The 12,640-nt window shown below is 41.3% G+C and carries 11 protein-coding genes; 9 read left to right on the forward strand and 2 right to left on the reverse strand.

Annotation, left to right across the window (positions count from 1 at the left end):
• The first annotated feature begins 178 nt into the window (after window positions 1-178).
• From AC220I_RS11445 to AC220I_RS11485, 9 genes are all read left to right on the forward strand, one after another.
• Window positions 179-1,522, forward strand: coding sequence for a fucose isomerase (locus tag AC220I_RS11445; RefSeq protein WP_486723966.1), 1,344 nt, complete (start codon window positions 179-181; stop codon window positions 1,520-1,522).
• Window positions 1,523-1,584: 62 nt separating this feature from the next.
• On the forward strand, window positions 1,585-2,634 hold the full coding sequence (locus tag AC220I_RS11450; protein WP_486723967.1) for a transaldolase family protein: 1,050 nt from the start codon (window positions 1,585-1,587) through the stop codon (window positions 2,632-2,634).
• A gap of 35 nt (window positions 2,635-2,669) precedes the next feature.
• Entirely contained in the window at window positions 2,670-3,803 is a 1,134-nt protein-coding gene (locus AC220I_RS11455; RefSeq protein WP_486723968.1) for a M24 family metallopeptidase, read from the forward strand.
• Window positions 3,804-3,817: 14 nt separating this feature from the next.
• A complete protein-coding gene (locus AC220I_RS11460; protein WP_486723969.1) occupies window positions 3,818-4,942 on the forward strand; it encodes an iron-containing alcohol dehydrogenase in 1,125 nt (374 codons plus the stop codon).
• A gap of 15 nt (window positions 4,943-4,957) precedes the next feature.
• On the forward strand, window positions 4,958-5,794 hold the full coding sequence (locus AC220I_RS11465) for a transketolase (RefSeq protein ID WP_486723970.1): 837 nt from the start codon (window positions 4,958-4,960) through the stop codon (window positions 5,792-5,794).
• The gene (locus tag AC220I_RS11470; protein ID WP_486723971.1) at window positions 5,785-6,735 is read left to right on the forward strand and encodes a transketolase family protein; all 951 of its coding nucleotides are present in this window, start codon (window positions 5,785-5,787) and stop codon (window positions 6,733-6,735) included. The genes AC220I_RS11465 and AC220I_RS11470 overlap by 10 nt, the downstream gene beginning before the upstream one ends.
• 2 nt (window positions 6,736-6,737) lie before the next feature.
• Window positions 6,738-7,223, forward strand: a complete 486-nt coding sequence (locus AC220I_RS11475; RefSeq protein WP_486723972.1) for an RpiB/LacA/LacB family sugar-phosphate isomerase — start codon at window positions 6,738-6,740, stop codon at window positions 7,221-7,223.
• A 12-nt stretch (window positions 7,224-7,235) separates the two neighbouring features.
• On the forward strand, window positions 7,236-8,594 hold the full coding sequence (locus tag AC220I_RS11480; RefSeq protein ID WP_486723973.1) for an APC family permease: 1,359 nt from the start codon (window positions 7,236-7,238) through the stop codon (window positions 8,592-8,594).
• 240 nt (window positions 8,595-8,834) lie between these two features.
• Complete coding sequence (locus AC220I_RS11485; RefSeq protein WP_486723974.1) at window positions 8,835-9,863, forward strand: ROK family transcriptional regulator; 1,029 nt, start codon at window positions 8,835-8,837, stop codon at window positions 9,861-9,863.
• 475 nt (window positions 9,864-10,338) lie between these two features.
• Here AC220I_RS11485 and AC220I_RS11490 read toward each other — a convergent pair whose 3' ends face one another.
• Together AC220I_RS11490 and AC220I_RS11495 are read right to left on the reverse strand one after the other, a co-directional pair.
• Window positions 10,339-11,523, reverse strand: a complete 1,185-nt coding sequence (locus AC220I_RS11490) for an Nramp family divalent metal transporter (protein ID WP_486723975.1) — start codon at window positions 11,521-11,523, stop codon at window positions 10,339-10,341.
• Between the two features lie 18 nt (window positions 11,524-11,541).
• On the reverse strand, window positions 11,542-12,513 hold the full coding sequence (locus AC220I_RS11495; protein ID WP_486723976.1) for a dihydrodipicolinate synthase family protein: 972 nt from the start codon (window positions 12,511-12,513) through the stop codon (window positions 11,542-11,544).
• Window positions 12,514-12,640 lie beyond the last annotated feature (127 nt).

Raw genomic sequence — 12,640 nt, forward strand, 5'->3', positions numbered from 1 at the left:
AGAGATCATCGTTGCTGCCCTTAGAAATGGAAAGCAAATCAAAGACGCTGCCCTAGCAGGTGCGGATATCGTTACTTGCGGCTTACAAGTCTATAAAGATGCACTAGAGCATCCGTTTACGACATATGGCCTTGGCGTGTTTAGAAATGCTTGGGATGAGACAGTAAAGGAGTAGGCTATGAATCCGTTTAAAGCACTTTATCTCCCGATTGGCGTTCCAACCTTTCATAAAGAGAGCATAGATGACCAGTTCAACAAGTCTAAATCTTTACTTCAATCTTTATCAGATGCTGTAGAATGCCCTGACAAGCCCCTCCTAACGATTCCGGACCTAATGGCCTTTATCAAGGGGAAATCCTGTGACCTTATCATCCTACAGAATAATGCCTTTGCCAATTCGGAATACGCTTCTGAAATTTTGAGAGCAATAGATGGGGATGTCCTCTTATGGACCTTGCAAGAGCCTGTAATTGATGGCGGAAGATTGAGACTCAATTCTCTAACAGGCGCATATTCAGCGGGTAACCTCATGCATCATGTGGGCAAGGAGAATTTTGAATATATTTGGGGTTCGCCTGAAGACCAAAGGGTGATCAAAAAACTCAAATCGGTTTTGGCAGCAGCCCAGCTTAAAAGAGAATTTAAGACCATGACCCTTGCTTCCATCGGTCATACACCTCAAGGCTTTGGCTTTGGCCGAGGCATAGATGCAGAAATCGGCAGGTATTTTGGAATGAAGCACATGGCTGTTGAAGTGAGAGAACTCATGGATAGGGCTAAAAAATACACTTTGGAAGAATGCCAAGCTGAAATTGAAGAGTCAAAAGTAAAACTATTGGGCTTATCCAACACACCTGATGACAACAGGGTCGATTTTATTCGTCTTTATAAATCTTATTCTGAATTTATTAAGGAAAACAATATTGCTGCGATTTCTTCGAGATGTTGGCCTGATTTCTTTGTGGACTTTGGTACGCCAGTTTGTGCTGTGCTTGGTATGCTCAATGACAATCAGATTGCAGCATCTTGCGAGGCGGATGCCTATGGCGCACTCTCTATGCTCATAGGTATGCGATTATCGGGTGAAAGCGTATTCTTTGGCGATCCTGTATCACTTGATCAGGAAGAAAGCACCATTACATTTTGGCATTGTGGCACGGCTGCTTGTAGCTTGGCCCACCCAAGACAAGGGGCTCAAATTGGTGTTCATCCAAACCGAAAAATTGGTCCAACCATGGAATTTGGGTGTAAACCGTCCAGTCAGGCCACTGTTTTTAGAGTTGGGAGAAAACCGGATGGTGGCATTCGCTTCTTTATTTCAACTGGTGAAATCTTAGACAAACCACAACAGTTCCTAGGGACCTCTTTGGTCTTTAAAACAAAGCGTCCTTCTATTGACATCGTGAGCAATAGTGTACAGGATGGCTGGGAGCCTCATTTTATAGTGGCTTATAAGGACATTAAAGAAGAATTAATGACGCTTGGTAAGTATTTGAAGGCGGAAATTTGCCTCTATGAATAAGCTTGACCAAGTATTTGAATAGAGTGATATTGAGAAACCTGAGTGGAAAAGGAGGCCCTAAATTGAGCTTATTAAAAGAAACCAGCCAAAAGACGGCGACAAAATTTTGGAATGATTCTTGTGATTTAAACGGCTTAGCGTATGCGCTTGACCATAACTGTGTTGGTGCAACTACAAATCCGATTATCGTCAAGGACGTTATAGAAAGCAATCTCTCAACTTATGAGAAGACTATATTAGAAACCATCGAAAAGAACCCGACCATGACAGAAGATGAAGTCGCTTGGTTTATGATTGAAAAACTCGCCATTGATGGTGCTAAGAAGCTAGAACCTATTTTTGATCCAAAGACAGGTACTGGAAGAATCTCGATTCAGACCAATACCAAGTACTGCAAAAGCCCTGACAAGCTCATCGAGCAAGCCTTATACTTCTCTAAGCTTGCACCTAATATGCAAGTAAAGATCCCTGTAACGGCTGCTGGTGTTAAGGCCATCGAAGAAGTTACCTACCAAGGCGTTTCAATCAATGCAACGGTATGCTTCAGCGTACCTCAGGCTGTGGCAGTGGCTGAAGCTGTGGAGCGTGCCTTAAGCAGAAGATTGGCAGAAGGCAAAGACAATTCTGAGATCAACCCTGTTTGTACCATCATGATTGGTAGAACAGACGATTATGTTAAGAAAGTTGTCAAGTCTCAAGCAGCCCTTATTGACCCTGAAGCAATGGAGTGGGCAGGTATTGCTTGTGGCAAGGAATACTATAGAATTTTTAAAGAAAAAGGCTATAAAACAAAGCTCCTCACAGCAGCGTTTAGAAACATCCATCATTGGACGGCATTCGTAGGAGGAGATGTCTTAGCGACGATTCCAACGCCTTTCCAAAAACGTATCAATGCGAGTGATGTTGCCTTTGAAAGCAAGATTGATGAGCCGGTTAATGAGACATGGTTAAATCAACTCTTGACCCTACCTGAGTTCAAAAAAGCTTATGATGTAGACGGCATGTCTGTTGAAGCCTTTGATAGCTATGGTGCTGTTATAGACACACTCACGCAGTTCTATCAAGGCTATGATGATCTCGTAAAGATCATTAGAAAATACATTTTGAGATAGTCGATTGACGAATCATCAGAGGAAAGAGTTTGACAATGAAAAATGGAATAAAACAACAAATGAGCATTCTAAATGAAGAGGGAAGGCTCAGGGATTTTGAATATAAGGTAAAGGCCATCAGAGCCCTACTGGATAAAAAAGGGGTCCATGGCGTTGAAATTAAGAATCAGGCGAATTTTAGCTACATCACACGGGGGAGAGGTTTCATAGGACTAGCATCTACTGTGGCTTGTGGCAGTCTCTTTATCACCAAAGACCGTGTGGTCTTGCTTGGTGAGAACATTGATGCCAGGAGACTATTTGAAGAACAGCTCCCACCACATCCCATGGTGGAGCTCATGGCCTTTTCTTGGGATGAACCAGACCAGAAGACTTCAATGATTCAAAGCATTACAAATGGCCTTGTTATGATTTCAGAAAGCGAGCTCGAACCTGAGCTCTTTACCATTAGGACCCTTCTTTCGGAATATGATCAAGCGGATTTCAAAGTCTTATGTCATGAAGCTGCTGTAACTCTGGAAACACTATGTAAACAAGTGAAACCAGGCATGACTGAGTATGAGCTTGCCGGTGAAATATCAAAGGCTTTTTGGTCGCAAAACATTGAACCCATCACAACGCTGGTGGCTTTTGATGAAAGGGCTTTAAAGTACAGACATCCTGTCATGACCGACAAGAGACTTAAAAATTATGCGCTCGTTGGAATCTGTGGTCGTAGAAACGGTTTAATCGTTTCAATTACAAGAGATGTCCTCATAGAGCCCGATCCAATAATGCAAGAAAAACACGCTAAGTGTGTTCGTGTCAATGGTGCCTTTTGGGAAGCCCTTAAGCCAGGAAAAAGCGTCTCTGAAGTCTTTGGTGCAGGTGTTAATCAGTATGGTCTAGAGGGTTATCCCCTTGAACACAAGGAGCACCATCAAGGGGGCTTAACTGGATTTATTCCGAGAGAACTCAGGGCATCTTATGAAAGCACACATAAAGTCAGAGTGGGTGAAGCCTATGCCTTTAACCCAACCATTATTGGTTCAAAAGTTGAAGATACCGTGCTCGTAACAGAGTGGGGTCTTGAAAACTTAACCCACACAGGAAATTACGCTTATGAAAAATGTCTCATCAATGGTTTGGAGATGGAAATGCCAACCGTATGGGTGATTAAGCAGTCATAGAGAGGAGTAAAGGGATGGATAAATCAAGTTTTAACTTTTATATGCCAACGCGCTTGGTCTTTGAAGACGGTGCGACTCAAGGGCTTAACAAGATTGTTAGAGGTAAGAGCCTCCTTATGATGTGTGATCCGTTTTTATATGGAAACGGGACTGCAAAGAAGGTTGCTGAGGCCACAGGCATTGATGCCGTCGTCTATTTTCATGAAATTGAGCCAAACCCATCTTGTCAAACGGTTGATAAGGCTGCTGAATTGGCACGTGCCAATGGGGTAGATGTCGTTATCGGACTCGGTGGTGGTAGCTCTATGGATGCTTCTAAGATGGTTGCATGCTTAGTGGACAATGAAGGCAGTATCTTCGATTATTATAGTACGGGGACAAAGACATTAATGCCAAGAAAGGCACAGCTGATTTGTATTCCGACAACATCTGGTACCGGTAGCGAAGTGACCAATATAGGTGTGTACACAAATCAAGAAACCCATATTAAAATGCCTTTTGCATCAGAATACTTCTGGCCTGATGTTGCTTTGATCGATCCACTCTTAACACATACACTGCCGTCGCCAATCACTGCATCAACTGGAATGGATGCCTTCTGTCATGCCATAGAAGCATACTGGAGTGTCAATGCCAATCCAATTTCAGATGCGCTTTCCATTTCAGTGATTAAGACCATTTTAGACAATATTGAAACAGCAGTTAAAGAACCTACCAATATTGAAGCCAGAAAGAACATGTCTTTTGCCAGTGTTACAGCAGGGATCTCTTTCAGTCAGACAAAAACAACCGGTATTCACGCAGTGAGTTTCCCCTTAACAGTGGATTTTGGCGCTAGCCATGGTTTGGCATGTAGTATTACCTTGCCTGCCTTTATTCGATTGGCCTACAAGGGCAGTCAGGACAAGATGGATTACTTGTTTGGCATCCTTGGATTTGATGGCGTCGAAGCTTTTGCAAGTCATGTAGAATCCTTGATGACAAGAATCGGATTGCCAATTAGACTTAGTGCAATCAATGTTAAAGCTTCTGATTTGAATCACATTGTAGAGGTCTCTATGAAGGCGGCGCTTATCCACTTTACACCTGTGAAGATGGACGAAAAGGTACTTTACGACTTGTTAGAGTCTATTTTATAAGATAAAGGTGAGGTTATGAACGAGATAAAACAATTAGAGCATAAAGCTTTAGAGATAAGACAGTTGACGATTGAGAGTATCGGTAAATTAGGGGTTGGACACATTGGTGGCAGTCTTTCCATCTGTGATCTCTTATCACTTCTTTACTTTGATGTTATGAATATTGATCCACAAAATCCAAACGATGAAGATCGGGATCGCTTCATCCTTTCAAAGGGTCATGGTGGCCCTGCCGTTTATGCTGCACTTGCATTAAAGGGCTACTTTGACAAGTCGCTACTCGATACCCTCAATCGCCCAAATACGAAATTACCAAGCCATTGCGACATGAACTTAACACCAGGGGTGGACATGACAACAGGTTCCTTGGGACAAGGCTTTTCATGTGCACTTGGTGTGGCAATCGGCGCTAAGATGAAGCAGAAGAATTTTTGGACATATGTCTGTATAGGTGATGGTGAATCTCAAGAGGGTCAAATTTGGGAGGGGGCTATGTTAGCCGGTTCTCAAAAACTTGACAACCTCATTGCCTTCACGGATTATAACAAGCTTCAAATAGATGGCAATATTGAACAAGTCAATGGCCTTTATCCACTTCATGACAAGTGGACTTCTTTCGGATGGCATGTTCAAGTGGTTGACGGCCATGATATCGGAGCCCTTAAAAAAGCCATCATGATGGCGCAAAACGTCTCGGGTCGTCCATCCATGATCATTATGGATACCATTAAGGGCAAGGGCGCTAAGTTTGCTGAGAACAAATTGTCCTCGCATAATATGGCAGTTACAGAAGATATGTGGCAGGATGCAGTAAGAGAAATTGAAGAAATGAAGGTGACAACATGCAGTTAACAGGAAGATGGTTAAGAGAGGTTTTTTCTGAATTGTTGATTGAACATGCAGAGAAAGATGAACGCATATGCTATTTAGAGGCTGACTTAATGATGGCAAGTGGTACTGGTGGCTTTAAAAAGAGATTTCCTGAGAGAACCCTTAATGTCGGTGTTGCCGAAGCTAATATGATCGGCGTAGCCGCAGGGATTTCCACTTTAAACATGATCCCTTTTACACATTCTTTTACACCCTTTGCCACAAGACGTTGTTGCGATCAGGTAACGCTTTCTGTAAGCTATGCCAAGAACAATGTAAAGATGATTGGTAGTGATCCTGGTATCACTGCTATGCTAAACGGTGGCACACACATGAGTATGGAGGATGTTGCCATAATGAGAAACATTCCAGGCATGTGTATTGTGGAACCCATAGATGGGGTTCAACTTCAAAGCCTCTTCCCACAAATCATTGAACATGACGGCCCAGTTTATATTCGTCTGCTTCGTAGAGAGGCCAAACCCGTCTATCAAGAGGGCGATACCTTTGAACTCGGCAAAGCAAAAGTCATTGCATCTGGAAAGGATGTTACGATTTTCGCCAGCGGAATCATGGTTCATGAAGCACTTGAAGCGAAGAAAATTCTTGCTGAAAAAGGGATTGAAGCAGGCCTTGTGGACATACACACCATCAAGCCACTTGACTGTGAGACGGTTATCAGGGAAGCAAAAAAATCTGGTGCAGTGGTTACGGCTGAAAACCATTCCATTATTAACGGTCTCGGCAGTGCAATTTCTGAATGCTTGTCTGAAAATTATCCAGTACCCATCAAACGTGTAGGGGTTATGGACCATTTCGGAGAAGTGGGCATGCAGGACTTCCTGGCTGAAAAATATGGTTTAACAGCCAAAGAGATCGTTTCAGCTTGTGAAAAAGCACTTGAAATGAAAGGGGTTAAATAAAAATGAGAGTATTAGTTGGTTCAGATAAATCGGGTTTTTTCCTTAAAGAATACGTTAAGAAAGACCTAATCGAAAAAGGATATGATGTTGTGGATTGTGGTACTCAGGATGTAGAGTCACCGATGCCTTTTTTCGATGTAGCCCCAATTGCTGCTAAGAAAATCCAAAACAAAGAGTTTGACCGTGCCATTCTGTTTTGCGGAACGGGTATGGGCATGGCAATCGTTGCAAATAAATACAGAGGGGTTTATGCCTCTGTAGTTGAAAGTCTTTATGCGGCAGAAAAATGTCGTGCCATCAATGATGCCAATATTTTAACCATGGGTGGATGGATTGTGGCAGAAATGCTGGGTGCTGAAATGGCACACAAATTCCTCACGACTGAGTTTACACAAGGTCTTGAAGAATGGAGACAATCCTTCCTTAAGAAGGCTCGTGAAGAAGTGAAGGCCATTGAACAAACGGCTGATCCGATTACCCCACTATAGTGAGAGGTGTTTATGGAAAATGAAAGAAAAGTCTCAAAACTTGGTTTATTGACGATGTCCATTGGCGGCATGATCGGTTGGGGAGCATTTATGCAACCCGGTATTAAGTTCTTGCCCCAAGCAGGTGTCCTCAATACTATGATTGGGATGTTTATAGGGCTGATTATGGTCTCAACCATTGCGTCCTGTTATGGTATTGTGCTTAATAAGGCACCCAATTCAAGTGGCGGTGAGTATTCTTACAGCAAGCTTGTCTTTGATAGAAGACACAACTTTATCGTCGGTTGGTTCTTGATGATCGTCTTTATCGGCATTGCAGCCTTAAATGCGACATCATTTGCCTTGATCTTTAAAAACGTACTCTTCCCAACAACTGATTTTATTACCCTCTATACCATTGCAGGTTCTCCTGTAACAGCTGGAGAAGTCCTCATTAGTATTCTAGTGGTCTTGGTATTTGGATGGTTGATGATTCGTGGTGTTGAATCCGTTGTTAAAGTTCAAAATGTTGTAACCATTGCTTTAATTATCATCGTGTTTTCGATATTTTTCCTTGCCTTAGGCAAGATTGACTTTGCAAACTCCCCCCTTGTTGGCTATGCTGGTTCCAAGAATATCAATTTAAGTGGCATTATTGCCATCTTGGTCATTACGCCATGGGCATATTACGGTGTTTCCAATATTCCTAAGGTGGCAAGTGATGCAAAACTCCCATACAAACAGGTTATTTTAATTACGATTTTATCTTTAGTATGTGGTTTCTTTATTTATCAAATGCTTCTTTTCTTAACGGCATCTCAATTTTCACAGGCAGATCTTATGGGTTATAAGGGCTGGGCTACAGGAGATGCAATTAGAAATCTATTTGGCAATACAGGATTATTTTTTATAACAGCTGGATTGGCTTTTGCAATTTTTTCAGGTGTTAACAGCTTCTATATGGGCGCTGCCCGTGTTATGAACAGTATGAGTGAGGATGGATTGCTTTCCAAGTGGTTTTCAAAAAAGCATCCAAAATATGGCACCCCACACCATTCAATTCTCTTCATCCTATTTATCATCATAGCAGCACCATTTTTCGGAAAGCAGGTCCTTAAGTGGATCGTTGACATGTCAGCGCTTGGCGGTGCTTTGGTATTCTTATATACTGCACTGACAGCCTATCGCATCAGTGATGGCATTGAGAAAACCGTTGGCCTGGTGGCAACAGTCTTCAGTAGCGTTTTTCTCTTGCTGTTGGTGATTCCAGGTTCTCCTGGATTTCTATCGATTCCGTCCATTATAGCCTTGTTTATTTGGTCTGGACTAGGTGTCTTCTTCTACCTGTTAGACACCCGTAAAGCGATTGAAGAAGTATCCGATGTTATTTGATCCCCTCACGATCAAATTATGAATCCTCTATTATATTTTGTAGACATTCTGAGCCGGAATGTCTCACCGAATGACATATGTCATTCAAAAGGCCCTGTCTGCATTTTAAATCGCAGACAGGGCTTTGTTCATGTAGATATTTATGTTTATGAAAATATAGATTTTTTTATCTCAAGCCTTGTGAGTGGGGGTGTAAATATTGTATGATTTAAGAGATACCAATCATTTACAGGGGGGCTTATGTTTACAGCGAGTCAATTAGAGGTAATAAATCAATTACTGGTCAATGAACCAACTTCTAGGAAGCGCCTTGCACAACGATTATCGCTTACAACAGCGGCGATAACCATTATTGTTAATCAATTGATTGAAAAGGGCATTGTATATGAAGTCAAGGACTTGGACCTTGGTAAAGTAGGCAGGAGAGAGATGCTGCTGGATGTTGTAGAGGACGCTTTTTTTGCTTTGGGTTTGGACGTTGAAGCTGAACGCATCCACTTTTCCCTAACAAATCTCAAGGGTAAAATAATAGACACACGATCCTTTAAGTCATTTGATGATGCAATGCTACATATTCAAGATTTAACAACACGAAAATCAAACTTGTTGGGGATTACGGTCATGCTACGAGGCTATGTAAATGAATCCACTTATTTTTATCATGATAAAAATATTAAAGCCAAGCTGGAAGCCTTGAAATTACCTTATAAGTTGATTAATAACGTCTCTGCCTTGGCAATTCTCCACAGATTTTACAACTTCAAAGATGAGAACTTTCTATTGGTCAAGTATGGGCCGGGTCTTGGTAGTGCCATAATGGTGAATGGTGGCTTGGTTATGCAAAAGACCAATACCCATTCTGAAATGGGACAGATGATTTTAGATTTAAAAAATCACAAACCACTTGAGGACTGTATAAAATACGCCGCTTTTGATGAAAACATGACGGATGATGGTGTGGTTACTTATTTTATGCAAAATCCAAGTGATCTTGAGTACTTGATAAACTGTCTCTCTGTGAGCATCATTAACTCACATGTCCTCCTCTCTTTAGACAAAGTGATTATTGCAGGTACTTTGTTCACAGAGGATGTCATTTTTAATCAGTTAATTGAGGCCATACAAAAGATTAATCCCCTCTTGCCCTCAGAGGATATCATTAGAATACCTGATTATGGTGAAAAGAGTCGCAAGCTTGGATCAATTGTTACCATCTATGCCTATTTTAATGGTTTGATGGACCTAGTGGTGGAAAATCAGCGCGCTTGAGATCAATATCCAGACTAAAGCCCCCGATTAATAAAGTCGAGTAAGGTACAAATAATTTCAGTTTAGGTTTTTATGAAGTGGATAGGACAAATATAAAAATAGAGCAAGTAAAAAAGACTAAAACAGGACATAATGCACCTGTTTTAGTCTTTTATTGTATACAACAAAATTTGAGCCGAAAGCTGTGATGAGAAATGTTCAATCTCAAACAGCGTCAGCGAAAATTGGTTTGAGTCATCGAAGGTGGCTCAAATGTTGTTTTAAGATGTTTGAAAAGAATGTTTAATGATTTTAAGTGTGCAAAGTATATATTACATATGACATAGAATAGATTATATATTTCATACTGCAAATAATATAATGCAAACTGTAAATCACATAATACATACTGCAAATTACATGAAAGAATTGATCAACTTTGGAACAGTGTTCCATAGAGCAGAGAAGGTCATAACTAAGGCAAAGCCATAGCAGACTACCATACTGATTTGAAGTAATCTTGGTGGTTAAAGCCTTCATTGATGTCTTTTCTGAAAATCAAACGACAGACATAATAACCACCAAATGGTGTTGCAATCGATGTGGCGATGTTTGCAATAAAGATGAGCTGAGTTGGCGAGCCGTTATAGCTATAGCTAATAATGGCTGCAAATGCGATACAAAGTAAGCAGCCCCATCTGATGAACTTTGTCTCAAGGCCGTAAGGACGATTGATCCCTGCTGCAAGTAAAACCATTCCTCTTTGGGTATTGCCTAGTAGAGAGGAAAAACCCGCTGCAAGTAATGCGATCCCCATGATGACAGGTGCTGATGTGCCCAAAAAGGGAACCAGTAAGTCACCAAGCTGTGCAGGTGCTTTAATGGCAGTTCCTGATGGATGCAATACGATGGCACCAACTAGGACGATTGCTCCTGAGATGAGGACCACAGCAAGGACATGAGCGAAGGCATCGGCAAGCATAATGCCATTAAAAAGGTCTTCCTTTTTCCATTTTTTCTCTACGCCCAAATAAGTACCGTAAATACCAGCCGTAATCGCGGCATTGGTACTAATATAGGCAAGAGATGTTCCCAAACTACCAGGCTGTATTTGCCAGTTGACAAGCGATGAACCAAGCTCACCCCAAGCGGGTCCTCCTGTTGCCACAAGCGTTGCATAAAAGCAAACAATCATACCGAAAATACAGACTGTAATGATTTTTTCAACTTTTGAATAAACACCCTTGGTAAAGTAACAGGCCAAGATGATTGCGATCATCAAGAGTGAACCTAATTTCCAGTTGATACCGAAGATGAGATTCATACCCGCACCTGATCCAGTGATATTGCCCATGGTGAAAAATAAACATGCAAGGAAGGTTGCAACACCGACGATAGCTGCTGCAGTATTGCCATAGTAATGCCTGATGGCATGTATTACAGGCATTCCCGTTAACATGGAAATGCGATAGGTTGTTAACATGAAGGTAATGCCCATAATCATTATTGGAATGATTAACCAAAGCATTGAGTAACCAAATTTAGAACCAAGCATGGCTGAAGTTGTGATATTACCGGGACCGATAACGATGCCGGCGAGGATGATTCCTGGTCCGATTCTTTTTAAGAGTTCAACGAAAGATGCTTTTTTTACTTTTGTTAAATCTAAGCTCGTACTCATAATTCCCCCTATGAAATCCTATTTGAATTGTTTCATATCTACCTTTTCCATTTTACTTCTTTCTAGTCCTAATGCAATCCAATCTTTTTCTTCTTGGTTAAGTCCAAGAACGGGCTTTCTCATCAATCCACTAGAGAAGATGCCACGTTGCACCAATGCTTCTTTAAGCCTAGCGTGTGCTTCTCCTGAAGGTTGTCCACCACCGTAAATGGCTTGAGAGATATGGTAGATACGATCTGACCAATCCTGTGCTTCTTTGAGTGTATGCTTATCAGGGTTTGCAAATACCTCACGTGCTGGAAGAATGATCTCAGGGACACAGCCAGCGAAACCGATAAGTGCACCATCCATACCAGGGAACCAGCTTACGCAGAGGGTTTCATCATGACATGTAATTAGAGAAATATCTGGACATTCTTGTCTTAATAATCTCACATCATGCTCATAGATAGAAGTCACACGTGTGCCCATTTTTATACATTTAACATGTTCAATTTCTTTACACATTCTCATGAGCAGATTTACATCGTAGAAAGCCTTACTTGTCGCTGGATATAGGTGGATAACGATATCAATATCAGCGCCTTCAGCCACTGCTTTAACATATTCAAATGGTGCATCTGCATGCATACCAAATCTTAACCACATATGTGGTGGCATGAGTAAAATGGCATCTGCACCAGCTTCTTTTGCTTCTTTTGCCATTTCGATTGATTCAACTGTGTTTTCACAGTTAATACCTGAAACGATTGTCATAACATCGCCACATTCTTCTGCACAGATTTCCACCACACGCTTACGTTCTGCACGTGTTAAGCCAGTGATTTCACCAGTATGGCCATTACAAACAAGGCCATCCATGCCTTTTCCATAAAAAGTTTTAATCCAACGGAGGTAGGCACGGAATTCTGATTCGTTGATTGAGTAGTCATCATTTAATGGTACTGATACCGCAGGAAAGATCGTTTTGAAATTTTTAACTTTAGCCATTTTAATACTCCTTATTATCAAATTTGTGATTGTCATTAGACTTTGAGTAACAAAGGATATGATACATAGCGCGCATTAAGATCATATACAATCGTTTGCATGTCTTTAAGCAATTTATAGCATATTG

The organism is Fusibacter sp., assembly GCF_057447755.1.

Bases quoted from the DNA above. Each gene is read 5' to 3' on its own strand.
- AC220I_RS11445 (WP_486723966.1), top strand. From the start codon at position 179: ATGAATCCGTTTAAAGCACTTTATCTCCCGATTGGCGTTCCAACCTTT.
- AC220I_RS11455 (WP_486723968.1), top strand. From the start codon at position 2,670: ATGAAAAATGGAATAAAACAACAAATGAGCATTCTAAATGAAGAGGGA.
- AC220I_RS11460 (WP_486723969.1), top strand. From the start codon at position 3,818: ATGGATAAATCAAGTTTTAACTTTTATATGCCAACGCGCTTGGTCTTT.
- AC220I_RS11465 (WP_486723970.1), top strand. From the start codon at position 4,958: ATGAACGAGATAAAACAATTAGAGCATAAAGCTTTAGAGATAAGACAG.
- AC220I_RS11470 (WP_486723971.1), top strand. From the start codon at position 5,785: ATGCAGTTAACAGGAAGATGGTTAAGAGAGGTTTTTTCTGAATTGTTG.
- AC220I_RS11475 (WP_486723972.1), top strand. From the start codon at position 6,738: ATGAGAGTATTAGTTGGTTCAGATAAATCGGGTTTTTTCCTTAAAGAA.
- AC220I_RS11480 (WP_486723973.1), top strand. From the start codon at position 7,236: ATGGAAAATGAAAGAAAAGTCTCAAAACTTGGTTTATTGACGATGTCC.
- AC220I_RS11485 (WP_486723974.1), top strand. From the start codon at position 8,835: ATGTTTACAGCGAGTCAATTAGAGGTAATAAATCAATTACTGGTCAAT.
- AC220I_RS11490 (WP_486723975.1), bottom strand. From the start codon at position 11,523: ATGAGTACGAGCTTAGATTTAACAAAAGTAAAAAAAGCATCTTTCGTT.
- AC220I_RS11495 (WP_486723976.1), bottom strand. From the start codon at position 12,513: ATGGCTAAAGTTAAAAATTTCAAAACGATCTTTCCTGCGGTATCAGTA.